The organism is Verrucosispora sp. ts21, from assembly GCF_002879555.1.
Taxonomy (GTDB): domain Bacteria; phylum Actinomycetota; class Actinomycetes; order Mycobacteriales; family Micromonosporaceae; genus Micromonospora; species Micromonospora gifhornensis.
Genome location: NZ_PNOZ01000012.1, coordinates 56,531 through 81,947, shown reverse-complemented (window position 1 = coordinate 81,947; position 25,417 = coordinate 56,531). Strand labels below are relative to the sequence as shown.

The window sequence follows — 25,417 nt, the reverse complement described above, 5'->3', positions numbered from 1 at the left end:
CCCGATGTACGAGATCGGCGTCAACCCATGGGTGTGGGCCTCACCGGTCGACGACGCGGCCCTCGCCGACCTGGTGCCCCGGATCGCCCGCTTCGGCTTCGACGCGGTGGAGTTGCCGATCGAGCAGCCCGGGGACTGGGATCCGGCCCGGACCCGGGACCTGCTCACGGCCCACGGCCTGACCGCCGCCGGCGTCTGCGCGGTCACCCCGCCCGGTCGGGACCTGGTCGACGCCACCCCGGAGGTGGTCGAGGCGACCCGGGCGTACCTGCGGGGCTGTGTGGACGCTGCGGTGGCCGTCGGCGCGCCGACGGTCGGCGGTCCGGTCTACGCCTCCGTGGGCCGGACCTGGCGGATGAGCGTGGCCGAGCGCGCCACCTGCTACGCCGACTTCCGTCGGGCGCTGACGCCGGTCGCCGACTACGCCGGCGAGCGGGGCGTGGCCATCGGCGTCGAGGCGCTCAACCGCTACGAGACGAGTGTGGTCAACACCATCGAGCAGACGTTGGACCTGATCGACGGTCTGCCGCCGAACGTCGGCCTCATGATCGACACGTACCACATGAACATCGAGGAGGCCGACCCGTACGCCGCGCTCGCCGCCGCCGGCCCGCACATCAAGCACGTCCAGGTCAGCGGCACCAACCGGGGGGCTCCCGGTGCCGACCACCTGGACTGGCCCCGGTTCCTCGCCGTGCTGGCCACGACCGGATACCGGGGCGCGGTCTGCATCGAGTCGTTCACCCCGGACAACGACACGATCGCCACCGCCGCCTCGATCTGGCGACCGCTGGCTCCCTCACCGGACCGGCTCGCCCTCGACGGCCTGGCCCACCTGCGCGGAATTCTCGGCTGACCTGCCGGCGACATCCCGTGCAGCCCTGAGCACGCACCCCCACCACCACACCCGTCCCCGGTAAGGAGACCTCTGTGTCCGTACCTCCCTTGTCGGCCGCACCCAGAAGGGTGCTGGCCGCGATCGCGGCGGTGACGCTCACCGGCGCGGTCACCGCCACCGTCGTGGCCGCCTCCGCCGCACCCGCCCTCGCGGCCACCACCACCCTGTACGCGTCCCCGTCCGGCAGCGGCAGCAGTTGCAGCGCCGCCCAACCGTGCTCGTTGACCGCCGCGCAGACCGCGGTACGGGCGCAGAACAGCTCGATGTCCGGCGACATCGTCGTGCAACTCGCCGACGGGGTGTACCGGCTGTCCTCGCCACTGCGGTTCACCGCCGCTGACTCCGGCACCAACGGCTACCGGGTGCTGTGGCAGGCGGCACCGTCGGCCCGACCCGTCATCAGCGGCGCGCGGGCGGTCACCGGCTGGTCGCTCGTCGACGCCGGCCGCAACATCTGGCGGGCCAACGTCGGCGCCGGGCTGGACAGCCGGCAGCTCTACGTCGACGGTGCCGTCGCCACCCGGGCCCGTACCCAGGTCAACCGGGCCGACTTCACCGCCGACAGCACCGGCATGCGGTTCACCAGCGGCGCGTTGAGCTACCTGAACAACCTGGCCAACCAGAGCCGCATCCAGATGGAGAGCGTCAACTCCTTCACCGACCGGTACGTGTCGGTGCAGAGCATCAGCGGCAACCAGATCCGGATGCAGCAGCCGGGCTGGAGCAACAACAACTTCGGGTACGACACCTTCACCAGCCCGCACCGGCCCGGCCCGCTCTACCTGAGCAACGCCTACGAGTTCCTGGACTCGCCGGGGGAGTGGTACCTGGACCCGGGCAGCGGCGCGCTGTCCTACATCCCGCTCGCCGGGCAGAACATGAGCACCGCCCGGGTGGAGTTGCCGACCCTGCAGTCCCTGCTCCAGATCGGCGGCACGTACGCCGCGCCCGTGCACCACGTGACGTTCTCCGGGATCACCTTCACCGGCACGAGTTGGCTGGGTGCCAGCAGCAACCAGGGCTACGTGGACCAGCAGACCGGCGCGTACATCTACGGCAACTGGAACTGGCCCGCCTTCAGCTCGTGCCACAACGGCTGCCCGCAGTTCGAGGCGACCCGACCGAACTGGCAGCAGATGCCGGCCGCCGTGCAGATCTCCGCCGCCGACAACATCACCCTCACCGACTCCGCGTTCGTCAACCTGGGGCAGACGGCCATCGGCATCGGCAACGACGCCAACGCCCACGCCAGCGGGGTCGGCCTCGGGACCAGCAACATCACCGTCACCAGGTCCGAGATCGCCCGCAACGCGGCCGGGGGCATCGTCGTCGGCGGCGTACGGGCCGACGCCCATCACCCGAGCGACCAGCGGATGGTCAATCGGGACATCACCATCAGCAACAACCGGCTGCACGACCTGGGCATCGAGTACCGGGGCATCGTGTCGGTGCTGACCACCTACGTCAACAACGCCACCGTCTCGTACAACGAGGTCTACAACATGCCGTACACCGGCATGTCCATCGGCTACGGCTGGGGTTCCAACGACGCCGGCGGCAGCAACCACTACGCCGACCGGGGCCTGTACAACTACCAGCCGCGCTACACCACCGCCACCACGGCGGCCAACAACCGACTGATCGGCAACTACGTGCACGACGTCATGCAGCAGATGAACGACGGCGGCTGCATCTACACCCTGTCGGCGAACCCGGGCGCGCTGATCAGCGACAACTACTGTCTGCGGACCAACGGCCACTTCGGGCTCTACTTCGACGAGGGCTCACGCTTTTTCACCGCCCGCAACAACGTCTTCTCCTCGACCGGCACGTGGGCCACGGCCAACTACTGGTACGCCGAGAACATGGGCAACTTCACCGTCACCAACAACTGGTCGACAAACGGCAGCACCAACGTGACGAACGGCGACCGGGGCAACGTCGTCTCCGGCAACGTGACGGTGACGGGCGGCAACTGGCCCTCGGGCGCCCAGGCCGTGATGGCCGCCGCCGGGCCGCAGGGCGGCGGTGGCACCCCGCAGAGGGTGCAGATCGTCGGTGGGCAGTCCGGCCGCTGCCTGGAGATCGGCGGGTCGAGCACCACCAACGGCACCCAGGCGCAGCTCTGGGACTGCCACGGCGGCACCAACCAGCGGTGGACCTACACCGCCGGCAAGCAACTGATGGTGTACGGCAACAAGTGCCTCGACGCCTCCGGTCAGGGCACCGCCAACGGCACCCTGGCGATCATCTGGGACTGCAACGGCCAGAGCAACCAGCAGTGGAACGTCAACAGCAACGGCACCATCACCGGCGTCGGGTCCGGGCTCTGTCTCGACGCCAGCGGATACGGCACCACCAACGGCACGAAGGTCCACCTCTGGGCCTGCCACGGCGGCACCAACCAGCAGTGGTCCCTGCGTAGCTGATCCCCGCGTGGTGGGGTGGGTCGGGCCACCCCACCACGCGGTCACGCCTCGCCCTGCGTCCGGTCCGGCGCAGCGGGTCGGCGTTCCCGTTCGACGATCGCCCGTACCGCAGGTGCGATCTCGGCGCCGAAGCGCTGCGTCATGCTCGGGTCGTCGCCGCCGATGATGAAGGCGCTGACGCCGTGCCCCAGGGCCAGCTCGGCGATCTGGTCGACCCAGGCCTCGGACGGGCCGTTGAGCAGCCCGCGCGGCGCCGACGAGAACTGCACGTTCATGAAGTTCATCAGCCGTCGTACGGCCGCCGGGTCGCGACCGGCGTCGTGCGCTGCGGCGTCGATCCGGGCATTGAGTTCGGGTAGGGAATCGGCCCCTCGGGGCAGGTATTCGATGGTGGGCAGCCAGCCGTCGCCGACCGCGCCGGTGAGGGCGAGCATCTTCGGCTTGTACGCGCCGACCCAGATCGGGATGTCGTGCGCGGGCCGCGGGCCCCGTCGGGCCCCCTTCACCGAGTAGTACCGCCCGTCGTAGCTCACCGCCCCGGCGGCGTCGGTGTCCCAGATCTCGCGGATGATCTCGATGCCTTCGCCCAGCGCGGTGACGCCCTGGGCGGCGCTCAGCCGACGACCCCCCATGGCGGCGATGCCGTCCCAGAAGGCACCGGCGCCGATGCCGAGTGCGAAGCGGCCGCCGCTGAGGATGTCGAGGGAGGCGGCGGCCCGGGCCAGCACCGCCGGCGGCCGCAGCGGCAGGCTGGCGACGTTGGCGTTGACGTGGATGCGCTCGGTGCGGGCCGCGGTGAAGGCGAGCAGGGTCGAGGTGTCCAGGAACGAGGGCTGGTACGGGTGGTCCTGAAAGCTGACCAGGTCGAGACCGGCCCGGTCGGCGGTGACGGCCAGGTCGACAACCTGTCGGGCCTGCTGCGCGACGGGCGTGGCGAAGACGCCGAAGAGCAGGTCGTGTCCGTAGTCGGTCATGCGCGTGCCTCCTGCACCGCTGCGGGGTCGACCGTCGGGTCGATGTTGAAGTTGTCTCGGAAGAGGTTGTCCGGGTCGTACCGGCGTTTCAACGCGCGCAGGCGCTCCAGCACCGGTGCCGGGAAGGCGTCGAGCAGCCGTTGGGGGCTGCGGTCGGTCTCGAAGCTGAGGTAGAGCCCGTCGAAGTGCCGGCGCAGTGGCTCCCACACCGCGGTGAGGCGCTTGTCGTTCTGACCCATCGCGGCCAGTTGGAAGGCCGGGGTGCGGTGGGTGAAGGCGGTGTCGTCGGGTGCCACGTCGGCGATCGCGCCGCCCATCGCCCGCAGCTCGAAGAAGTACACGGCTCCGCTGCGCAGCATCGCGGCGGCGTCGCGGGCGAACTCGGGGGTCAGGGTGGGCACGAACGCCGACCGGGAGTTCGGCTCACCGAAACCGTGCTGGCCGTCCGGTCCGACGTCGGCGGCGCTTCCCATCACGCCCGCGTACGGCGTCATCACCACCTGCTGGCGGGCGAGCATGCCGAGCTCCAGGAACGGTGTCAGGCGCGCCACGACGATGTCGGGATCCGGGTTGTCGACCACCGCGAAGAGCTGGACGGTCGAGAGGCCGTCGCGGGGTTGCCCGGTGACGAGGAAGACCGTCGTGTCCCTGGGCGCGGCGCTTGCCAGTTCGCCGTAGCGCCGGAGCGACTGCTCGATGTCGGTGGAGACCAGGGCGAGTTGCGCCCAGCCGACCTCGCCCACCTCGTCGACCTCGAACTCGAACGAGGTGGCGATGCCGAAGTTGGCGCCCGCGCCACGTACGGCCCAGAACAGCTCCGGGTGCTGCTCCCTGCTCGCCTGCACCTGCCGGCCGTCGGCGAGCACGAGGTCCACCGACCGGAGATGATCGATCGTCAGGCCGTGGTTGCGGGAGAGCAGGCCGATCCCGCCCGCCGTGGCGAGCCCACCCACGCCGACACCGCCGTAGTCTCCCGAGCCCAGCGCCCACCCGTGCGGGGCCAGGGCAGCGGCGACCTGCTTCCAGGTCGCGGCGGGACCGGTGCGGACGAGTCGACGGGCGGGGTCCACCACCTCGATGGTGTTCATCGCGCCCAGGTCGATCACCAGGCCGCCACGGTTCGTCGAGCGGCCACTGATGCCGTGGCCGGCGCTGCGGATGCCCAGCGGCAGGTGCCGGTGTCGCCGGGCGAACCCGATCGCGTCCGACACCTCCGCCGGTGTCCGGGGTCGCAGCACGAGTCCGGGACCACCACCACGCAGGTAGGTCGAGGACAGGGCGCGGTAGGGCGGGTCGCCGGGCTCGACCACCGTCTCGGCGAGTGACGCCGGTACGCCGTCGTAGTCGATGCCCGGCTTGCGGTGCGCGCGTACCGCCGCCGGGCGTCGGCGTACCCCGGCTCGGTCGTCGCGCCCGGCGACCAGCGCGGCGAGACGCTCGACGTCTTCGCGTGAGTGCACCGGGACCACGACGGGCAGATCGCTCTCGGCGGCGCCGGCCAGATCCTCCGGCTTCGCATCCGGTGGCGCGACGACCCAGCCGGCCGGGTCGGAGATGATCCGACCCGGCGCCAGGATGTCGAGGCTGTCCTCTGCCTTGGCCTGGACCTTCGGGTACGGCGCCTCGGGGTCGGTCGGATCGGGTGGTGACGTGCCGCCGGCGGGGGCGCCGATGGTGATCCGGCTGGTCGATCCGGCGAGCCAGACCGCCGCCGTCCAGGGGTCGAGGCCGGTGGTCCGCTGCGCAGTTCCGTCGGTGACGACCACCAGGTCCAGGCCGCGTTCTTCGGCCAGGCGGGCCAGCGCGACGGTCTCCTGCGGCGCGTGAGCCAACCGTGACACGTCGAGAGCGATGCCGATCTCCATGACCATCAGATGTTCCTCATCCCGGACTCGTGCCCGCGAGGAGTCGCCTCCGCGCGGTTCTGACCTCTGTCGCAGCCGGCCCTCGGCGGGCTGGTGCCGCTGTCTTCGCTCAGTGAAATGCTCGGTGACACCGATAATATTTCAGACAGATGGTCGTCACGCCAGAATTTGTGACGCATGACGACGGCGGGTTGCATGCTCTGCTCCTCCGAGGTTGGCCCTGACGGGCGAGCGCCTGATTACTTCACTGTCGAGACCCCACCCGCGGCGCGAATCAGTCATGTGCCTGCACATCCGCCCGGATCAGGGGCGATACCGCCCGTTGCGGACGTCCCGGACGGGCCGCCCCGGCACCGCAGGGCGGTGTCGGGGCGTTCGGCGGACTAGGTCGTTTGACTCAATCCCGCCGGTGTGGCCGCCGACACCGCACTGCCGAGGGACGGGCATCGAGCCGGATCGGAAGGCAGATGACTGATTCTCGACGCGCCGTCCGACCCCGAGGCTGGGAGCCAACCGGGACGCCCCTGCGGCGCCCCATGACACCGTCTCGAAGGAGCATCCGATGCATCGCAGCACGTTGAGCCGCCTGGTCCTGGCGGCGGCTACCACACTGGGCGCCATCGCCGGCGTGGTCGCGTTTACCGTTTCCAGCTCCACCGCAGTCCCCACCTCGACCGCCAGCCTGAACATCCAGCTCGCCCACGGGGGGCCGAAGGTGGTGAAGAAGCCGACGGTGGTGCTGGTGCACGGTGCTTTCGCCGACTCGTCCAGTTGGAACGACGTCGTCGTGCGGCTGCAACGCGACGGCTATCCGGTGCTCGCCGCGTCCAACCCGCTACGCGACCTGGCCTCCGACGCCGCCTACGTCCGCAGCGTGCTCGACAGCGTGGGCGGCCCGATCGTGCTCGCCGGGCACTCCTACGGCGGCACCGTCCTCAGCTCCGCCGCCGCCGGCCACCCGAACGTCAAGGCCCTGGTCTACCTCGCCGCCCTGGCACCCGACCGGGGCGAGAGCACCGCGGAACTGCTCAGCATGTTCCCCGGCAACACCCTGGGCCAGAACCTGAAGGCCGTGCCGTACCCGCTGCCCGGCGGCGGCACCGGCACCGACCTGTACGTCGATCCCGCCGCCTTCCACAAGCACTTCGCGGCCGACGTGCCGGCCAAGGTCGCCCGGCTGATGGCCGCCACCCAGCGGCCCGCGGCGACCACCGCGCTGGAGACGAAGGCGACCGTGGCGGCCTGGCGGACCATCCCGTCCTGGGCCCTGATCGCCACCGAGGACCGGGCCATCCCGCTGGCCACGCAGCGCTTCATGGCCAGGCGCGCCGGGTCTCACACCGTCGAGGTGAAGGCGTCCCACGCGGTGACCGTTTCGCAGCCCGACCGGGTCGCGAAGCTGATCACGCAGGCCGCCCGCGCCGTCAGCTGACCCGTCCACCTACCGACTGACAACGAGAGGACAGGACCATGATGAGCATCAAGCAGAACACCACCGAGGGCTTCGTCACCACCCCGGACGGCGCGCGGATCTTCTACCAGGACTGGGGTCCGCGATCCGGCCGCCCGGTGGTGTTCAGTCACGGCTGGCCGCTGAACTCGAACAGCTGGGAGTCGCAGATGTTGCACCTGGCCGTCAACGGGTACCGCGTGGTCGCCCACGACCGTCGCGGTCACGGCCGCTCCCCGCAGATGTGGGACGGCAACGACATGGACCACTACGCGGACGACCTGGCCGCCGTGCTGACGGCCCTGGACCTGCGGAGGGCGACGCTTATCGGCTTCTCCACCGGCGGTGGCGAGGTGGCCCGGTACGTCGGCCGGCACGGCACCGACCGGGTCGCCCAGGTGGCTCTGATCAGCGCTGTCACGCCCCAGATGGTCAAGACGCCGAACAACCCCGACGGCGTACCGATCGAGGTGTTCGACGGGATGCGCGCCGCGTCCCTCGCCGACCGTTCGCAGCAGTACCGGGACCTCGCCGAAGGCCCCTTCTTCGGCGCTAACCGCCCGGGGGCGAAGGTGTCACGGGGGATGATGTACACCTTCTGGCTGCAGGGCATGCAGTCCGGGCACAAGGCCGCGTACGACTCGATCAAGGCCTTCTCGGAGACCGACCTGACCGAGGACCTGCAGCGGATCGACGTTCCCACGCTGATCGTGCACGGTGACGACGACCAGATCGTGCCGATCGACGTCTCGGCCCGGCAGGCAGCGAAGATCGTCAAGGACGTCACCCTCACGATCTACCCGGGTGGCCCGCACGGCATCACCGACACCCACAAGCAGCAGCTCAACGACGATCTGCTGGCCTTCGTCAACAGCTGCCGATGAGCCTGTTCAGCAGGCGAGGCTGACCGCCGGCTGACACCTGATCGCCGTGGTCACCGCGTCCGCCACCGGACGCGGGGGCCACGGCGATCGCCTGTCCGTGCAGGCATTCGACGCAGTACGCGGGCTGACACCCGGGGGGCCGGGGGTCACTGGGGTCGGCGAGCGGACTCCGGCGCCGAGTCGATCTGCCGGGTCACGTGGCAGGCGACCTCGCGCAGGACGTCGATCTGGCTCGGGGTGAGACCGTCGATGACGTAGTGGCGCACGGCCGCGACGTGCCCCGGGGCCGCCGCGACCACGAGATCCCACCCGGCGTCGGTGAGCGTGGCCACCGTGTAGCGGGGGCTCTCCGGGTCGGGCGCGCGGCGCAGCAGCCCTCGTTGCTCCATGCGTTTGACGACGTTCGACAGGCGTGACAGCGAGCAGCTGACGAAATTGGCCAGGTCGCTGAGGCGCATGGTCCGGCCGGGTGTCATGGACAGGCCGCTGAGCACGAAGTAGTCGAACAGCGTGAGGTTGCTGTCGCGTAGCAGTTGGGCGTCGAGGGCACTCGGCAGGTTGAACATCAGCTTGGCCAGCGCAAGCCAGGCGTCGCGCTCGTGGTCGGTCAACCACCGAGGTTCGTCAGGCATGTCGCAAGAGTATTCCCCCGGTTCGCTCATGAGTGAGGCATGTCTCAAACTACTTCAACCTTGAAGCATCTGCTCTAGCCTCTGATTCAACCTTGAACCTACATGCCGAGGAGAGAAGTCGTGACCCTGTTCAGACTGGACGCCAGCATCCGTACCCACGGGTCCGCGAGTCGGGAGATCGCGGACATCGTCGAGCAGGAGTGGCTGGCCGGCCGTCCCGGTGACACCGTCGAGCGCCGTCACATCGGCGTGGACACCCTGCCGTCGACCGCCTGGGCGGCGGCTGTGTCCGCCTCGATGACGCCGGCCGAGGAGCACACCCCGGAGCAGCAGGAGGCGGTCGCTCTCGCCGCGACGTTGGTGGACGAGCTGCTGGCCGCCGAGGCGTTGCTGTTCGCCGTGCCGCTCTACAACTACGGGGTCTCCCAGCACTTCAAGACGTACATCGACCTGGTGGTGACGGACCCTCGCGCCTACGGGCAGCCGTTCCTGGCGGGCAAGCCCGTCGTGCTCGCCACGGTGCGTGGCGGCGCGTACGGTGCCGGTACTCCCCGGGAGGGCTGGGACCACTCGACGGCGTACCTGCGCCGGATCCTTGCCGACTGCTGGGGTGCCGATCTCACCGTGATCGAACGGGAGTTCACCCTGGTCGGAGTCGCCCCCGCACTCGACGCCTTCGCCGACGCGGCCGCGGAGATGCATGCCGGGGCCCTGGAGTCGGCGCGGGAGGCCGGTCGCGCCCTCGGCGCGCTGAGCGTCGCGAGCTGAAGGGGCGTCTCGAGAGCGGAACGCGCGAAGCGGCCGGGGCAGTTGAGGGCTGGTGTGCCCGCAGGCTGTCGGCCTCAGCCGGGTGACCCAGGGCTGTCGGTGTTGAGCAGGGGGGCGAGCGTCTCCCAGTTGGCGCGGGTGGCGGCCGCCGCCCCCGCGACATCACCGGCTGCGCACAACGCGATGATCCGATCGTGTTGTGCGACCGAGTCTCGGCCGCTGAGCGAGGAGAAGCGCAGTCGCTCCAGGCGACGCAGCATCGGGGTGAACTGTTCGAGCACGTCGCGCAGGGCCTGGTTGGCGCTGGCCGTCACCAGGACACCGTGGAAATCGTCGTCGGCGGCGGTCGCCGCCTCCACGTCGTTGCGCCGCAACGCGTCGGCGAACCGTGCGTTGGCCTCGCGCATGGCGTCGATCTCGGCGGTGGAGAGGTTGGGCAGGGCCTCCCGAACGGCCAGTTCGTGCATGGCCGCCGTGACCGACTGGGCGTTGCGGGCAGCACGGACGTCCAGCGGGCTGACCATCGTGTATCGGCCGGGCTTGGTCTGGACCAGACCTGCCTGCTCCAGACGGGCCAGCGCCTCCCGGACCGGGGTGCGGCTGACGCCGAGCCACTCGACCAGGTCGCTGTCGTTCAGGCGTTCGCCGGGGGCCAGCGTGCCGCCGACGATGGCGTCGCGGATCGCCCGGTAGGCGTCATCCCGAAGGAGCGATCGGGGAGCGAGTCCGCGACCTTGTGGAACAGGCATGCAATATGTTGTGCACCGGCTCCTCCCACTGTCAACCAGGCCCACCGTGCCACGCCCTGACTTGTCGCGCAGGACACCCCGGTGACACCGGCGTTGCCCCGACCCGGGCAATTGTCATGCACCGGTGGGCGGCAATCGGATCGGGCAGAGCACGGTGTGCGCATTTCGTGGTTCACCGATTCGACAATCAGCGTGCCGAGGCCGGTCGGTGCCCCACGGAATCGTCGGAGTCGAAGACACTGCTGTAGGCGTTCAATGCCAGTTGACCCCCCAGATGGGCATACAGAACGTTCGAGTCCGCCGGAATGTCGTTGTCGCGAACGAGGTCGATGAGGCCGGCCATCGACTTGCCCTCGTACACCGGGTCGAGGATCACGCCCTCCAGGCTCGCGGTCAGCCGGATGGCATCGACAGTGGACTGCACCGGAATGCCGTAGCGGTCCCCGGCCCAGCCCGCCATCACGACGATCTCGTCGTCGCGGAGGTCACGCCCCAGATCGATGAGCGCGGCGGTGTTGCGGGCGATCTTCTCGACCTGACGACGGGTGTCGTCGATCTTCGCGGAGGCGTCGATGCCGATCACCCGTCGCGGTCGATCCTGACCGGCGAACCCGGCGATCATGCCTGCCTGCGTGCTGCCGGTGACACTGCACACCACGATGGTGTCGAAGAAGACGCCGAGTTCGCGTTCCTGTTGCTCGACCTCGTAAGCCCAGTTGGCGAAGCCCAGGCCGCCCAGCGGGTGGTCGGACGCGCCGGCAGGGATCGCGTAGGGCACGCCACCGGCGGCCCGCACCTCGCCCATCGCCTGCTGCCAGCTCTCCTTGAAGCCGATGCCGAAGCCGTCCTTGGCCAGCCGCACGTCGGCGCCCATGATGCGCGACAACAGGATGTTGCCGACCTTGCCGTTGACCGGGTCCGGCCAGTCCACCCAACTCTCCTGCACCAGTACGGCCCGCAGGCCGGCCCGGGCGGCGGCAGCGGCCACCTGCCGAGTGTGGTTGGACTGCACTCCGCCGATGCTGACCAGGGTGTCGGCACCCTTGGCGAGCGCGTCGGCCAACAGGTACTCCAGCTTGCGGGTCTTGTTGCCACCGAAGGCCAACCCGCTGTTGCAGTCCTCCCGCTTGGCCCAGACCCGGGCGCCCCCGAGGTGATCGCTGAGCCGGTCCAGCGGGTGCACCGGGCTGGGGCCGAACAGCAGCGGAAAGCGTGGGAACGCGTCGAGGGTCATGAGGGACTCCTTCAGGGCCGCCCGGTGGGGATGCCGGCGAGAATGCAGAATATTGCACATCGGAGCATCGGATGTTGTCAAGGTGTGCTCGCGACGCAGAGCCGCCAAGCGGCCCCCGGCGGCGCGCGGGTCGGCCGGGCCGGCTGGTCACCGACGGATGGCCGCGGCGAGGGCGGACCGATGACAAAAGTTCAACAACAGGAGTGAGGTGCTTGCCATATTGCCGATGTCCACAATGCGGGTAGCCTGCCGCGGTGCCTGAGATGTCGCCGCCGTTAATTACCGATCGGTACGTTTTCTCGGAGTTGCTCGGTCAGGGCGGGATGGGCCGAGTGTGGAAAGCCCGGGATGTGATGCTCGAACGCGACGTCGCCATCAAGGAAATCGTTTCGCCACCTGGTCTCACGGACCAGGCGCGGCAGGAATTGCGGACCCGGTCGCTACGCGAGGCGCGGGCGATCGCCCGGCTCGACCACGTCAACGCCGTCCGCGTGTTCGACGTGCTGATCGGAGACGGCGGAGACCCCTGGATCGTCATGGAGTACGTCCCGTCGCGGGCGTTCTCCGACCACCTCGCCGTCAACGGTCCGGTGTCACCGACCCGAGCCGCTCAGATCGGGCTGGCGGTGCTGGGCGCACTCCGCGCCGCGCACCGGGTGGGAGTCGTGCACCGCGACGTCAAACCGGCGAACATCCTGATCGGCGTCGACGGTCGGGTCGTACTCACCGACTTCGGCCTGGCCACCGCGGTGGAGGACACCAGTCTGACCCGCACCGGCATCGTCCTCGGTTCGCCCGCGTATCTCTCACCGGAACGGGTCAGGAGGGGCGCCGCCGGGCCGGAAGGTGACCTGTGGTCGCTCGGCGCGACCCTGTTCGCCGCGGTCGAAGGGGAAGCGCCGTACGCCCGGTCGTCCAGCCTGGAGAGCCTCACCGCGCTGGCCACCGAACCACCGCCGGTGGCCCGGCGAGCCGGCGCGTTGGCGCCGATCCTCGAAGGACTGCTCCGCAAGGACCCGGCGGAGCGGATGGACATCGACACGGCAGAGCGACTGCTGACCCAGGTCGCCCACACCGACCTGTCCCACCCATCCGGCTCGTACGCTCTGCCTGAACCGTCCGCTCTGCCCGACCCGTCCGCTCTGCCTGAACCGTCCGTCGGGGATTCCTCGGCCGACCGCATCGTCCCCACGTTCGTGACCGTCGCACCGGCCGGTCCGGCCGGTTCGCAGGAAACCAGGGACGACCTTCCCACGGGCCAGGCGCCCCGCGCCGGTGTGCAGACCGGCCCGGATCCCAGGCCCGAGAAGGGCCCGTCGGCCGCACCGGACCCGTCGGCCGCACCCACCAGGTCGATTCGCATGACACGCGGACGGTGGCTGGTCGGTGGGCTCGCCCTCCTGCTGGTGGCGCTCGGTGTGGGGGTCGGCGTGCCACTGCTCGGCAACCGGGCGGGTGAGCGCGGCGACGACCTGCCGGAGGCGGCGGGCGGGCCGGTGCCGACGCTTGCCGCAACCGGCGTCTCCGCACCAAGTGCCCCGGCAGCCACCCCATTGACCTGGTCCACGTATCGCGACGACAGCGGATTCCGGATGGCGGCGCCCAGAGGATGGCGCGTCGTGCGCAACGACGGCCAGGTCGAGTTCCGCGAGCCGGACGAGGGCCGGTCGCTCGTCGTCCGTCGGTCGGATCCGCCCCCGACCGACCTGGTCGCCGCGTTGACCGCGCAGGAGCGCGCGGCCGAGGGCCGGTACCCCGGCTACCGCCTGCTCAGCATCGGCGCGGTGCACTACCAGCACGGCGCGGCGGACTGGGAATGGCGGCACACCACCGACGGCCGTGCGACACAGGTACGGCAGCGGCTGTTCGTCACCGGCGCGGGCAGGGCGTACACGTTCATCTGGTCGACGCCCGAGGAACTGTGGGCCGACAGCGAGGCGGCATTCGCCCGGATCGTCGACGGTTTCCGACCGACCGGTGACCCGCGGCCGGTCACCTCGTCACCGGCGGCCCCGTCGACGTCCCCCTCGCCGCCGCCACCAACGGCCTCGACCAGCCCGCCGTCGACCGCGCCCACGGTGACGCCGAGCAGTACCCGCCCCCGCCCCTCCGGCGAGCGGATCGTCAGCGTGGCGAGCGGCCGGTGCCTGGACGTCGGAGATCCGGACTCGGCCGCCACCTTGCACGTGCGAATCATGGATTGTGCCGACTCCCGGGACCGCAGCCAGCGGTGGTCGGTCCGTACGGACGGCAGTATGCGGATGGGTTCGCGATGCCTGGACGTGGCCAACGCGTCCGCTGCCGACGGCGCGGTCATCCAGCTCACCGCCTGCAACGGCGGCGGCGCCCAGCGGTTCACCCTCAACGGCGATCGGCAGTTGGTCAACGCGCTCAGTGGGAAATGCCTCGACGTGACCGACTGGGGGACCGCGAACGGCACCCCGGTCCAGCAGTGGACCTGCAACAACACCGCCAGCCACCAGAAGTGGTCGATCCGGTGAGGTCGATCCACAAGGGTGAATCGGTCGCCGACGCCCGGGTGCCCGCGGATGCCGACGGCTTTTCGGCCGGCCCGGCGCACCCGGTTCACGCTGCGTGCCGGGTGCGCCGGGTCCGCTCGGTGGTCAGCCCGCGGTGGCGCGAGCCGCGGTGTCGATGAGTTCCGCGACGGGACCGGGCTGGGAGACCGCCACGGCGTGGGACGCCTCGACCTCGATGGCGGTGGAGCCGGCCCGCTGGGCCATGAAGCGCATCGACTCCGGGGGGATGGCCAGATCCTGGGTGGAGATCACCGCCCATGACGGAATGGTCTTCCAGAGTGCCGCGGTGGCGGTGTCGGTCAGGGCGTTGTCCGCGACCGGCCGTTGGGTGGCGGCCATCTGTTCGGCGACGTCGGCAGCGACGTCGGCGGCGAACACCGCGTGGAACTTGTCCTGCTGGATGTAGAGATCCGTGCCCATGCTGCCGTCGGGCAGGGGGAACGGCACGGGCTGGAGCGCGGAGGAGAGCTCGCTGCCCGGGAACTTGGCGGCCAGATCACCGCAGCTCTCGCCGACGTCGAGCGTGAAGCTGGCGACATACACCAGGGCCTTGACGTTGGCAGCACCCTCCACCGCCTCGGCCATCACCGCCCCGCCGTAGGAGTGCCCCACGATCACGGCCGGCCCGCCGACGCTGTCCACGACAGCGCGGACGTAGGCGGCGTCCGGTTTGAGACCGCGCAGCGGATTGGCGATGGCGATCACCGGGTAGCCCCGACGCCGGAGGTCCGTGACCACGTTGTTCCAACTGGCGGACTCGGCGAACGCGCCGTGCACCAGAAGGACGGTGGGCAGACTGCTCGTGGACTGCTGCGGGTTCGAGCTCACAAATACACTCCCCTGTCTGTCGGGCGGTGCAGGCCCGCCTGTTCGGTGCCGCGGTCAGCGGCACCTTTCGGACAACGTCCCAGGTCACGGTAGTTTCGAGGCGGCTTCCGCCGAGCGCTTATCGGACAATTACGATCTAGGTGGCACTCCGTGATCGGCGTGCCGCCCGCGCGTCCCCGGATGCCGGTCGATCGATGCGGCCCCGGCGTTCGTGAACCCCGACCGACCTCGCGGCGGCGCTCAGGTGCGCCACGGCCGCGCGGCGAAGGCCATCCACCGCAGTGGATGGCTTTCGCTGTTGGGGGTTGTGGGATCGGTGCCCGGCGTCGTCCGGCGTTCGGTGTCGATCTGGCAGGCGCCGCCATCGAAGGGTTGCACATTGTGCAACGAGCTGTATGTCATGTGCAATCAGGTCTTGACAGTGTTGCATATGTCACTACGATCGTTGCAAGTGTGTTACCGGTCTGGACAGTTTGGTCAGTCCGACCGCCAACTCGATGGAGGGAAGGCACATGTCCGTGGCACGTCCCCATCGCACATCTCGAACAGGCAGCCGGCTCACAAGGTCGCTCCTGGCGAGTCTGACGGCTGCCGGAACGCTGGCGGCCGTCGTGGTTTCGGCACCCGCCGTAGCCGCACCACCGGCGCCCCTGGGGCCCAAGGTGATCAAGACGGACCAGGCGCCGGGCGGACACGCGGTGAAGTTCCGCTACGCGGCACCGGCGGGCGTCAACGCCGTCCACGTCTATGGTGACTGGTTCTTCTCCCGGCCGGAGAGCGTTGTCTGCAACGACTGCGGTGACGGCCGCGAGCCCAGCCAGTGGCAGCCGGGTGACATCGCGGCCACCCCGTGGCGCATCCTGCCGATGGAGCGCGGCGACGACGGGGTGTGGGAGGCCACCGTCCCGCTGCCCGCCGGCACCTTCCGGTACGCGTTCACCCACGACTGCACGAACCAGCTGGCCACCGGCTGCACGCTGCACCACGACCCGGCGAACGCGTGGGAGATGATGCCGCAGTATCCGGGTGCGCCGGGTGCCGTGCGCAGCACCATCTTCGTCCCGAGCAGCAAGAAGTTCCCCACCTACGACACCGACTACCAGAAGCCGGCCGCACCCCACCGGGCCGGCACGTTGGAGTCGAGGCGCTACCCCTCACCACTGTCGACCAACCCGGCGGGCGTTCACGACATCGTGGTCTACCTGCCACACGGCTACGACCCGAACCGCGACACGCCCTACCCGACGCTCTACCTGAGCCACGGCGGGGGTGACCACTCGACCGCCTGGACGATGCAGGGGGTGGCGCACCACATCCTGGAAAACGCGATCCGGGATCGGGCGGCGCAGCCGATGGTCATCGTCTCCACCGACTTCAACGGTCTACCGGGCGGCAATCAGGGTTACGCCAACGAGCTTCGCAACAACATCTTCCCGTTCGTGGAGGCGAACTACAACGTCTCCAGCCGCTCCGCGGACCGCGCCTTCGCCGGCTTCTCGGCCGGGGGCAGCCGAGCCTTCACCATCATGTACGACAACACCGACCTGTTCGGCTACCACGCTGGCTGGAGCTCTGGCGGGCCGGCGGCGAACCAGGCACAGATCGACCGCTTGAAGACCGTGCCGGGCGGCATCTACATCGGCACCGGCCTGCAGGACCGCCTGGGCAACATCGGGGAGAACTCCCAACTGCGGGCGGCCGCCCTGCGGGCTGCCGGTGTCAACATCACCGAATACAACGTCCAGGGTGTGCACACCTGGCACGTGTGGCGTCCGCTGTTGAACTACTACCTGCGTAGCCTGGCGTTCCGCACCACCACGACCGAGGTCGAGGTGCAGACCGAACCCGCGGGCAGGTCCGGCAACGTGAAGGTGACCGCGACCGCGACGGTGGCTGCCGTGACCGGCAACGTGTCCACCCCGGCGGGCAAGGTCGACTTCTATGCGGGCGAAACCCACCTCGGGTCGGCGCCGGTGGACAAGCACGGCGTGGCCCGCTTCCACAAGGCGGTCAAGGGCACTGTGCTCGATGGCCCGGTTGTCGCTGCGTACCGCGGCGACAAGCTGTTCAACGATTCCCGTGGCGCTGCGCTGAACGTCGGCTGACCCCGGCGGTCCGACCCCACTTGGCCGGGGCCGGACGCGCCTGAGTCGGCGCGGGGGCTGCGGTGGCAACCTGCTTCGTCGGGTGTCACCGCAGCTTCGCGACTCCTCTCCGTCACTGTGGACGGCGTTCAGTTGGGTGCGGATTCCGCCGTGTGACCGAGCTCCTCGGAGATCAGCGTCGCGGTCTCGATCAGGAGCGGAAGGCTCTCCTTCAACTGCTCCAGGTTCGCGATCACTTCGATCGCCGTGATGGAGATCGCGGCGATGACCCGACCACGGGAGTCCCTGATGGGGGCCGCGACGCACATGACGTACGCGTCATGCTCGCCGTTGTCGGCAGCCCAGCCCTGCTCGGCGACGCGGACGAGTTCCGTTTCCAGCGAGTCACGGTCGGCAAAGGTCGTGTCGGTGTGCCGCTCGAAGACGACGTGTGAGAGCAGGCGATCCCGTTCCTCGCGGGGAAGGTACGCCAGTATCACCTTGCCGACGGCGCTCGCGTAGATCGAGACGGCCCGGCCGACCCGGGAGGGCAGTTTGACCGCGTCGAACGCGGGACTGTCCACCTTGTCGATGTAGACGATCTCGTCGCCGGTCAGCTGCGCCAGGTGCACGGTGTGCCCGGTCTGCCGCTGCAACTGGCGCAGGTGCGCGGCGGCGAACTGACGCAGATCCATCGAGCCGAGTGCGAGCTCCGACAGCTCGATCAGTCCGCTGCCGAAGACGTACGTGCCGGCGCCGGTCTTGCGTACGAACCGGGCGGCCTCCAGGGTCTGAAGGATCCGCAGGGCTGTGGACTTGTGGACGCCGAGGGTCTCCGCAGCCTCGGTCAGTGTCAGCGGATGCTCCGCTGACCGGCGGATCAGATTGATCGCACGCTCTATCGACTGGCCCAATGCCACACCTCCTCGGTTGCGCTATGTGCAATGTAGCCGATTGGGATACGCAACCGCCACTTGACACCGTTGCATATGTCACTACGATCGTTGCAACTGCCTGATGAGTGCCCCGTCCCCGCAAGCTGCGCAACAGGGAGTATCGAATGAGAACTCTGCCTTTTCGTCGCCGCACAACAGCGGTGGTCAGCGTCGTTGCCCTCTCCGCCGCCCTCCTGACCGGCTGCAGCTCGGACGGCGGTTCCGAGGACGGCGTCACCACTGTCACGTTCGCCGCCTCGACCTTCGGCGATCCTGGGCGCGGACCCCAGCTGCTGGAGTGGCTCGACGAGTTCAACACCAGCCAGGACTCGATCCGCGTGGCTGCCGCCGCAGTGCCGTACCCGACCTTCGGGCAAACCGTCCTCACCCAGATGGGCAGCGGCCGGGGGCCCGATTTGATCCGCTTCGATATGCCCGAGTTCGAGGCTGCCTCGGATGCCGGTCTGATCGCACCGCTGGACGATGTGCTCGACGTCAGCAAATACCAGCTGCTCGAGCAGCCCGACAAGTTCATGGTCCATGACGGCGTACGGCACGGGGTCATCTTCGAGGCGTCCAACTACGCCATGTTCTACAACTCCGAGCTGATTCCGAACCCGCCGACGAGCTATCAGGAGTTCTTCGACACGGCCCGGTCCCTGACCAAGGGCGACGTATTCGGGCTGGCGTTCCGGCAGACCGAGGCCGAAGAAGCCGGCGTGTGGCAGGACATCTTCAACTACGTCTACGGCTTCGGCGGGGCCTGGTCCGACGGCACCAATCTGACGATCAACTCGCCGAAGAATCTTGAGGGCCTCCAGGCGTACAAGGACCTCTACGACGCGAACGTGATCCCGCGCGGCGCGGACGCGGCGACCTTCCGGCGGATGTTCGCCGAGGGCAAGGTCGGCATGGAACTCAACAACGGCGGCTACGTGACGGCGACCCGCGGCCAGAACCCGGACCTCAAGTTCAGCGTGGCTCCCATCCCGTTTCCGGTCCGCAGCCAGGGCAGCATCCTCGCACCGATCGTGATCAACAAGGCGAGCCCGGCGCAGGAGGCGGCGGCCACCTTCATCCGTTGGGCGCTGGAGCCCGAGAACCAGGTCAAGCTGCAGGGGATCCTCGGGGCGAGCAGCGTCGCGACGGTCACCGAGCGCAGCGCCGAGTCCCTTGCCGAGACGCCGTTCCTGACGGTCTTCGACGAGCTGACCCCGTCGAGCCTGCCGCAGATCGTGCTCGGCTTCGAGGCCAGGACGCCGGACATCCGCAAGGTGGTCGTGCAGAACGTCATTGCCGCGCTCCAGGGCACGGTCGATCTCAGGACCGCACTGGACCGCGCCCAGCAACAGGCAACCGAACTGGTGGGCTGACCAGCGACGCCGCTGGCGCGGGGCCCCTCTCGCGCCAGCGGCGTACTACCTGACAAGGACCAGACCCGATGACTGTGCTGGAGCAGCAGAGCACCCCGCCACCGTCCGTATCCCGCCGTCGAGGCCGGCGTCGGCCGAGCCCACAGGGCAGCAGATGGACGCCCTACCTGTTCCTGGCGCCGGCGGCCCTGTTCATCTTCGTCTTCCAAGCGGTCCCACTGGCGCAGGAAGTCTTCCTGAGCTTCACCCGGACGACCCTGCTGAACCCCACCGAAAGCACCTGGGTGGGACTGGAGAACTTCGTCCGCATCTTCGGTGACGAGGACTTCCACCGGACCCTGGTCACCACCGTCGTCTACGTCGTCGCCTGTGTGGTCGGCGCGGTCGGCGCCGGGCTCGCCGTCGCACTGCTGCTCAACCGCGGCTTCCGGGGGCGCGGCTGGGCGCGGGCGCTGGTCACGGTGCCGTGGGCGGCACCGGGAATCGCGGTCGCACTCATCGCGACGTGGATGCTCAACCCGCAGTACGGGATCGTGAACCGCTTTCTGGACGCGATCGGTCTCGGCGTACCCGGCGGTGCCATTCTGGACAGTCCCCGCTACGCGCTGCCGGCGATTCTCGCCACGACCATCTGGCAGTTGTTCCCGTTCACCTCGGTGGTCCTGCTCTCGGCGTTGCAGTCCGTCCCACAGGATCTGACCGAGGCCGCGATGGTGGACGGCGCCGGACGGTGGTCGGCCTTCCGGGCCGTCACCTGGCAGGTCATCAAGCCCACCGTCGGGCTGCTCGCCCTGCTGATGACCATCTGGTCGCTGCGGCGCTTCGAACTGATCTGGCTCATGACCAAGGGCGGGCCGGTGGGCGCGACGGAGACGCTCGTGATCGACCTCTACTCCCAGGCCTTCGACTCCAAGGAACTCGGGTCCGCGGCGGCGATCGGCATGGTCGGCGTCGTCATCTCACTCATCGTCATCGCGGGCAGCAGGTTCGTCGCCCGTGCCGCCGAGAAGGAGGACACCCGATGAAGGGATTCCGCATCGGTCTGACTCTGCGCATCGTGGCCGTCCTCGTCGTGCTGGGTCTCGCCGTCTTCCCGTTGTACTGGATGTTCGTCACGGCGTTGACCAGCAACGCGGATCTCTTCGGCCAGGACGCCCGCCTGTTGCCTGACTTCTCCCAGTTCGGGGTCTTCGTCGACGCGCTCACCGACGGCAAGGCGACCGGATGGTTGTTCAACAGCCTGATCATCGCCGCCGGTACGACGGTCCTGTCGATCGGTCTCGGCATCCCGCTGGGGTACGCGCTGTCGAGGTTCACCTTCCGGGGCAAGGCCGTGATGACCCTCGTACTGCTGTTCACCCAGATGCTGCCCGAGGCGCTCATGGTGGTGCCGTTGTTCGCCCTGTTCCGCCGGTTCGAGCTGCTCGACTCGCTGACCGGCCTCATCCTGGCCAACTCGGCCTTCGTCCTGCCGATCGTCGCGCTCATCCTCAAGGGGGCGATCGACGGTATCCCGCACGAACTGGACGAGGCCGGGCGGGTCGACGGCGCGCGACCGCTCACGGTGCTGACCCGCATCAGCATTCCGTTGATCGCACCGTCGATCGCTGCCAGCGCGGTCATCGCGTTCTTCCACGCCTGGAACGAGTACGTCTTCGCGGTGACGTTCATCTTCAACCCGGAGATCCAGCCGGCCTCGGTCGGCATCGCGAATTTCATCGGTGAGCTGGGCACACCGATCCAGACGGTGATGGCGGTCGCCTTCATGTTCACCCTGCCCGCCGTCGCCTTCTACCTGTTCGCGCAGAAGTACGTCGTGGCGGGAATGACCGCCGGTGCGGTGAAGGGTTGATGACGCATGAAGATCACGGCTGTCGACACGCTCGTCGTCGATTTCTACCGCACCAACCTCGTGATCGTCCGGGTGAGGACGGACGAGGGCATCGTGGGGCTGGGGGAGGCCACCCTGGAAGGCAAGGAGCGGGCCGTTCAGGGGGCGATCGCCGAACTCGCCGAGGCGGTGGTCGGGCTCGACCCCACCAGCATCTCGCGCATCATCTACGAGCTGGGCCGGGACTGGTACTGGCGGGGTGGGCCGGTCATCATGACCGCGCTGAGTTCACTGGAGATGGCACTGTGGGACATCTCCGCACGAGAGCTCGGCGTCCCCGTCGCCCGGATGCTCGGCGGCGCCACCCGTGACCGGGTACGTGCCTACGCGAACGGATGGTTCTCCCGCGCCGTCACCCCGGAGGATTACGCGGCCGCGGCGATCAGAACGGTGGACGGCGGCTTTCGGGGCCTGAAGTGGGATCCGTTCGAGAACTACGATCTCACCATCACGACCCGGCAACTGGACCGGGTGCTGGCCCAGATCGACGCGGTTCGTGCCGCCGTCGGGCGGGACGTCGAGCTGTTCATCGAGGGCCACGGTCGGTTCGACGTCCGCCACGCGATCAAGATCGCCCGGGAGATCGCGCAGTTCGACCCGGTGTGGTTCGAGGAGCCCTGCCCGCCGGACAATCTCGACGCCCTCGTCGACATCCGGCGCGCCTCGCCGATACCGATCGCCGCAGGCGAACGCTGGTTCGGACGGCAGGGATTCGCGCCGGCACTCGCCCGGCAGGCAGTCGACTTCATTCAGCCCGACGTCACGCACGCCGGCGGGATCTCCGAACTCGCCTTCCTCTCGACGCTCGCCGCGACCAGCTACGTCGGCTTCGCGCCGCACAACCCCAGCGGGCCGCTGAGCACCGCGGCAACGCTCCAACTCGGGGCGGCGCTACCCAACTTCCGCTACCTGGAGATCATGGCGACCGACGTGCCCTGGCGACCGGAGATCACCAACGAACGACTGGTACTGACCGAGGAGGGCGACATTCTCATTCCGGACGGCATCGGGCTCGGCATCGAACTCAACCTCGAAGCGATTGCCGAGCACCCGTTCACACCGCACCCGCTGCGGATGTTCCGAGACGCCGTCTACGTCATCCGTCCCGCGGACGAGTGCTCCTTCTTCAACCTGGGAGCGACTGCATGAGCGACCCCGGCGAACCCGCCTGGTTCGGCACGGCCGAGGACGCATTGCCGCAGGACGCGCAGGACAGCGTCCTGGTGGGGCGGATCTGGAACCCCGCCGCCGGTGGACCGTCCCCGGTGATCGTCCGCAACGGCGAGCTCTTCGACGTCAGCGCCCACTTTCCCACCGTCAGCGACATCTGTGAACTGCCGGACCCGGCCGCCGCCGTTGCCACGCTCGACGGAGCACGGGTCGGCCGCCTGAGCGACATCCTCGCCAACACCGGCGCGGCCGACCGGGACCGTACCCGTCCCTGGCTTCTCGCACCGGTGGACCTGCAGGCACTCAAGGCGGCCGGGGTGACCTTCGCGGTATCGATGCTGGAGCGGGTCATCGAGGAACGGGCCCGCGGCGACCTCACCCTCGCCGCGGACATCCGCCAACGGATGCTCGCCGACGTCGGCGCGGACCTGCACGACCTGTCGCCCGGATCCGAGGAGGCGGCGCGGCTGAAGAACCAGCTTGTCGCCGAGGGCTTCTGGAGCCAGTACCTTGAGGTGGGCATCGGCCCGGACGCGGAGATCTTCACCAAGGGGCAGATCCTCTCGGCGATGGGCACCGCCGTACCGGTCGGGGTGCTCGCCGCGTCGGCCTGGAACAATCCCGAGCCCGAGGTGGCACTCGTCGTCGCCTCGACCGGTCGGATCGTCGGCGCAACCCTCGGCAACGACGTCAACCTACGCGACGTCGAGGGCCGCTCGGCGCTGCTGCTTCCCTTGGCGAAGGACAACAACGCCTCGTGCGCACTCGGTCCGTTCATCCGACTCTTCGACGAACGTTTCGGTCTGGACCAGGTACGCGGGCTGGAGATCGAGTTGGACATCCGGGGCGAGGACGGCTTCCATCTCCACGCGGGTTCCGAGATGGCCCAGATGTCGCGCGAACCGGAGGCGTTGGTCCGCCAGTTGATCGGCCCCCACCACCACTATCCCGACGGGGTGGTGCTCATGCTCGGCACCATGTTCGCGCCGATTCAGGACCGCGACCATCCCGGCGAGGGGTTCACCCACAAGCTCGACGACGTGGTGCGGATCAGCGCCCCCGCCCTCGGCACCCTGGTCAACCGGGTCCGCCATGCCGAGGAGTGCGAACCGTGGGACTTCGGGGTACGCGACCTGATGCGCAACCTGGTGCGAAGGGGATTGTTGTGAACGTCGTCAGCACGCTCGACCCGAGCAACGGCCAGCGCCGACAGACCCATCTGCGGGAGACCGGCGACGCGGATCTGGAGTCGCTCACCACCATCGCGGCCACTGCCGCAGCGTGGCTCGCCGACCTCGGCAGGTCCGGACGTGCCCGCCTGCTCGACGCGATCGCCAACTCACTCGAGGCCAACCGCGCGAACCTGGTGGCAGTTGCCGACTCGGAAACCGGCCTCGGCCGCGCGCGGCTCGACACCGAACTCACCCGCTCGGCCACCCAGTTCCGGATGTTCGCCGACGTACTGCGCGACGGCGGGTATCTCGAAGCAGCGATCGACCACGCCGCCGATACGGCACTCGGTCCGGCACCGGACGTACGACGCATGCTCGTCGCGTTGGGCCCGGTCGCCGTCTTCGGCGCCAGCAACTTCCCGTTCGCCTTCTCGGTGGCCGGCGGCGACACCGCGTCCGCACTCGCCGCTGGCTGTCCCGTCATCGCGAAGGGGCATCCCTCGCACCCGCTGACCTCCGACGCGTCCGGCGAGGCGATCCGGCAGGCCGTCGGAGAACTGGCCGGGCCCGACGGGGTGGTGGCCGTCGTCTACGGGCAGGAGGCCGGGCGTTCGTTGGTCCGCCACCGGGCCATCCGGGCCGCCGCGTTCACCGGCTCCATCGGCGCGGCTCGCGCCATCCAGGCAGCGATCGACGAGCGCACCGACCCGATTCCGTTCTACGGGGAGTTGAGCAGCGTGAATCCGATCGTCGTGCTGGAGGCGGCGGCGGCCGAACGAGGCCTGACGATCGCCGCTGGGCTGTTCGCCTCGTTCACCGGTTCCGGCGGCCAGCTCTGCACCAAGCCGGGACTGACGTTCATCCCGGCCAGCCCCGCCGGCGACCGGCTGGTCGATGCGCTCGGGGAGCAGGTCGCCGACGCTGCCGGCACGGTGCTGCTCAACGAGCGCATCCAGGACGCCTTCGTCGCCGGTGAGGCATCGCTGGAGAAAGCCGGCGCCCGGGTACTGGCCCGACCCCGGATCACCGCCACCGGCGGATTCACCGTGGCACCGGTGCTCATGGAGGTCGACCTCACCGAGCTGTCCGCCAACCTGACCGACGAGTGTTTCGGCCCAGCCATGATCGTGGTCCGTTACCGGCAGGTCGGTGACCTCGACACGGCGCTGGAGGTCGTACCGCCGTCACTCACCGGGACGATCCACACCGGCGACGGTGACGACCGGACGGTCGTACGCCGGCTCGCCGAACTGCTCGCCGCACGCTCGGGGCGGCTCGTCTTCGACGGCTACCCGACCGGGGTGCGGGTCTCCTGGGCGCAACACCACGGCGGCCCCTGGCCGTCGACCAACTCGCTGCACACCTCCGTCGGCGCCACGGCCATCCGCCGGTTCCTGCGGCCACTGGCCTGGCAGGGCGCGCCGGAGTGGCTGTTACCTGAGGAACTGCGCGACGGCTTCGTCTCGATCCCACGCCGCGTCGACGGGCGACTGGAGCCGGGGCAGGGCGACGCGGCGACGAGCTGACTCGCCGACCCGGGC

At 69.2% G+C, this 25,417-nt stretch carries 19 protein-coding genes and 1 pseudogene; 13 read left to right on the top strand and 7 right to left on the bottom strand.

Translation table 11 applies throughout. The features are described from left to right. Positions 1–4: 4 nt before the first annotated feature. Positions 5–856 carry a sugar phosphate isomerase/epimerase family protein gene (locus C1A38_RS07480; RefSeq protein ID WP_102657098.1) on the top strand — a complete coding sequence of 284 codons (852 nt, stop codon included), beginning with the start codon at positions 5–7 and terminating at the stop codon, positions 854–856. A gap of 74 nt (positions 857–930) precedes the next feature. Then, positions 931–3,327 (top strand): RICIN domain-containing protein, encoded by a 2,397-nt coding sequence (locus tag C1A38_RS07475; protein ID WP_102657097.1) that lies wholly within the window; start codon positions 931–933, stop codon positions 3,325–3,327. Between the two features lie 41 nt (positions 3,328–3,368). Here the strand turns inward: C1A38_RS07475 and C1A38_RS07470 are convergent, their stop codons facing one another. After that, positions 3,369–4,301 carry an LLM class flavin-dependent oxidoreductase gene (locus C1A38_RS07470; protein ID WP_102657096.1) on the bottom strand — a complete coding sequence of 311 codons (933 nt, stop codon included), beginning with the start codon at positions 4,299–4,301 and terminating at the stop codon, positions 3,369–3,371. Continuing rightward, on the bottom strand, positions 4,298–6,172 hold the full coding sequence (locus C1A38_RS07465) for an LLM class flavin-dependent oxidoreductase (RefSeq protein WP_233196690.1): 1,875 nt from the start codon (positions 6,170–6,172) through the stop codon (positions 4,298–4,300). The genes C1A38_RS07470 and C1A38_RS07465 overlap by 4 nt, the downstream gene beginning before the upstream one ends. Before the next feature lie 556 nt (positions 6,173–6,728). Here C1A38_RS07465 and C1A38_RS07460 point away from each other — a divergent pair. Then, a complete protein-coding gene (locus C1A38_RS07460) occupies positions 6,729–7,598 on the top strand; it encodes an alpha/beta fold hydrolase (protein ID WP_102657094.1) in 870 nt (289 codons plus the stop codon). Positions 7,599–7,663: 65 nt separating this feature from the next. After that, positions 7,664–8,500: pseudogene (locus C1A38_RS07455) on the top strand (alpha/beta fold hydrolase); the annotation flags it as partial. Between the two features lie 146 nt (positions 8,501–8,646). Here the strand turns inward: C1A38_RS07455 and C1A38_RS07450 are convergent. Beyond that, positions 8,647–9,132: a MarR family winged helix-turn-helix transcriptional regulator gene (locus C1A38_RS07450; protein WP_233196689.1), complete on the bottom strand. Its 486-nt coding sequence runs from the start codon at positions 9,130–9,132 to the stop codon at positions 8,647–8,649. A 120-nt stretch (positions 9,133–9,252) separates the two neighbouring features. Here C1A38_RS07450 and C1A38_RS07445 point away from each other — a divergent pair, with 120 nt between their 5' ends. Then, a complete protein-coding gene (locus tag C1A38_RS07445) occupies positions 9,253–9,900 on the top strand; it encodes an FMN-dependent NADH-azoreductase (RefSeq protein ID WP_102657091.1) in 648 nt (215 codons plus the stop codon). A 74-nt stretch (positions 9,901–9,974) separates the two neighbouring features. Here the strand turns inward: C1A38_RS07445 and C1A38_RS07440 are convergent, their stop codons facing one another. Both C1A38_RS07440 and C1A38_RS07435 read right to left on the bottom strand, forming a co-directional pair. Continuing rightward, positions 9,975–10,649 carry a GntR family transcriptional regulator gene (locus C1A38_RS07440; RefSeq protein WP_102657090.1) on the bottom strand — a complete coding sequence of 225 codons (675 nt, stop codon included), beginning with the start codon at positions 10,647–10,649 and terminating at the stop codon, positions 9,975–9,977. 187 nt (positions 10,650–10,836) lie between these two features. After that, a complete protein-coding gene (locus C1A38_RS07435) occupies positions 10,837–11,883 on the bottom strand; it encodes a 1-aminocyclopropane-1-carboxylate deaminase (RefSeq protein WP_102657089.1) in 1,047 nt (348 codons plus the stop codon). A gap of 263 nt (positions 11,884–12,146) precedes the next feature. Here C1A38_RS07435 and C1A38_RS07430 point away from each other — a divergent pair, with 263 nt between their 5' ends. After that, complete coding sequence (locus tag C1A38_RS07430) at positions 12,147–14,384, top strand: protein kinase domain-containing protein (RefSeq protein ID WP_102657088.1); 2,238 nt, start codon at positions 12,147–12,149, stop codon at positions 14,382–14,384. 123 nt (positions 14,385–14,507) lie between these two features. Here C1A38_RS07430 and C1A38_RS07425 read toward each other — a convergent pair whose 3' ends face one another. Then, complete coding sequence (locus tag C1A38_RS07425; RefSeq protein ID WP_102657087.1) at positions 14,508–15,251, bottom strand: alpha/beta fold hydrolase; 744 nt, start codon at positions 15,249–15,251, stop codon at positions 14,508–14,510. Positions 15,252–15,913: 662 nt separating this feature from the next. On the opposite strand from C1A38_RS07425, the gene C1A38_RS07420 reads away from it, so the two are divergent. Next, positions 15,914–17,356 (top strand): alpha/beta hydrolase-fold protein, encoded by a 1,443-nt coding sequence (locus C1A38_RS07420; protein WP_158244863.1) that lies wholly within the window; start codon positions 15,914–15,916, stop codon positions 17,354–17,356. Between the two features lie 128 nt (positions 17,357–17,484). Here C1A38_RS07420 and C1A38_RS07415 read toward each other — a convergent pair whose 3' ends face one another. Continuing rightward, positions 17,485–18,249, bottom strand: coding sequence for an IclR family transcriptional regulator (locus C1A38_RS07415; protein WP_158244862.1), 765 nt, complete (start codon positions 18,247–18,249; stop codon positions 17,485–17,487). A 107-nt stretch (positions 18,250–18,356) separates the two neighbouring features. Here C1A38_RS07415 and C1A38_RS07410 point away from each other — a divergent pair, with 107 nt between their 5' ends. From C1A38_RS07410 to C1A38_RS07385, 6 genes are all read left to right on the top strand, one after another. Continuing rightward, positions 18,357–19,643 carry an ABC transporter substrate-binding protein gene (locus C1A38_RS07410; protein ID WP_146017474.1) on the top strand — a complete coding sequence of 429 codons (1,287 nt, stop codon included), beginning with the start codon at positions 18,357–18,359 and terminating at the stop codon, positions 19,641–19,643. A gap of 68 nt (positions 19,644–19,711) precedes the next feature. Beyond that, a complete protein-coding gene (locus C1A38_RS07405; protein WP_102657083.1) occupies positions 19,712–20,668 on the top strand; it encodes a carbohydrate ABC transporter permease in 957 nt (318 codons plus the stop codon). Next, entirely contained in the window at positions 20,665–21,495 is an 831-nt protein-coding gene (locus tag C1A38_RS07400; RefSeq protein WP_102657082.1) for a carbohydrate ABC transporter permease, read from the top strand. The genes C1A38_RS07405 and C1A38_RS07400 overlap by 4 nt, the downstream gene beginning before the upstream one ends. Before the next feature lie 6 nt (positions 21,496–21,501). Then, complete coding sequence (locus C1A38_RS07395) at positions 21,502–22,683, top strand: mandelate racemase/muconate lactonizing enzyme family protein (RefSeq protein WP_102657081.1); 1,182 nt, start codon at positions 21,502–21,504, stop codon at positions 22,681–22,683. Further along, positions 22,680–23,873: a fumarylacetoacetate hydrolase family protein gene (locus C1A38_RS07390; RefSeq protein WP_146017473.1), complete on the top strand. Its 1,194-nt coding sequence runs from the start codon at positions 22,680–22,682 to the stop codon at positions 23,871–23,873. The genes C1A38_RS07395 and C1A38_RS07390 overlap by 4 nt, the downstream gene beginning before the upstream one ends. After that, the gene (locus tag C1A38_RS07385; RefSeq protein WP_102657080.1) at positions 23,870–25,402 is read left to right on the top strand and encodes an aldehyde dehydrogenase (NADP(+)); all 1,533 of its coding nucleotides are present in this window, start codon (positions 23,870–23,872) and stop codon (positions 25,400–25,402) included. The genes C1A38_RS07390 and C1A38_RS07385 overlap by 4 nt, the downstream gene beginning before the upstream one ends. The last annotated feature ends 15 nt before the right edge of the window (positions 25,403–25,417 follow it).

Bases quoted from the DNA above. Each gene is read 5' to 3' on its own strand.
- C1A38_RS07480 (WP_102657098.1), top strand. From the start codon at position 5: ATGTACGAGATCGGCGTCAACCCATGGGTGTGGGCCTCACCGGTCGAC.
- C1A38_RS07470 (WP_102657096.1), bottom strand. From the start codon at position 4,301: ATGACCGACTACGGACACGACCTGCTCTTCGGCGTCTTCGCCACGCCC.
- C1A38_RS07465 (WP_233196690.1), bottom strand. From the start codon at position 6,172: ATGGTCATGGAGATCGGCATCGCTCTCGACGTGTCACGGTTGGCTCAC.
- C1A38_RS07460 (WP_102657094.1), top strand. From the start codon at position 6,729: ATGCATCGCAGCACGTTGAGCCGCCTGGTCCTGGCGGCGGCTACCACA.
- C1A38_RS07450 (WP_233196689.1), bottom strand. From the start codon at position 9,132: ATGCCTGACGAACCTCGGTGGTTGACCGACCACGAGCGCGACGCCTGG.
- C1A38_RS07440 (WP_102657090.1), bottom strand. From the start codon at position 10,649: ATGCCTGTTCCACAAGGTCGCGGACTCGCTCCCCGATCGCTCCTTCGG.
- C1A38_RS07435 (WP_102657089.1), bottom strand. From the start codon at position 11,883: ATGACCCTCGACGCGTTCCCACGCTTTCCGCTGCTGTTCGGCCCCAGC.
- C1A38_RS07430 (WP_102657088.1), top strand. From the start codon at position 12,147: ATGTCGCCGCCGTTAATTACCGATCGGTACGTTTTCTCGGAGTTGCTC.
- C1A38_RS07405 (WP_102657083.1), top strand. From the start codon at position 19,712: ATGACTGTGCTGGAGCAGCAGAGCACCCCGCCACCGTCCGTATCCCGC.
- C1A38_RS07400 (WP_102657082.1), top strand. From the start codon at position 20,665: ATGAAGGGATTCCGCATCGGTCTGACTCTGCGCATCGTGGCCGTCCTC.
- C1A38_RS07395 (WP_102657081.1), top strand. From the start codon at position 21,502: ATGAAGATCACGGCTGTCGACACGCTCGTCGTCGATTTCTACCGCACC.
- C1A38_RS07390 (WP_146017473.1), top strand. From the start codon at position 22,680: ATGAGCGACCCCGGCGAACCCGCCTGGTTCGGCACGGCCGAGGACGCA.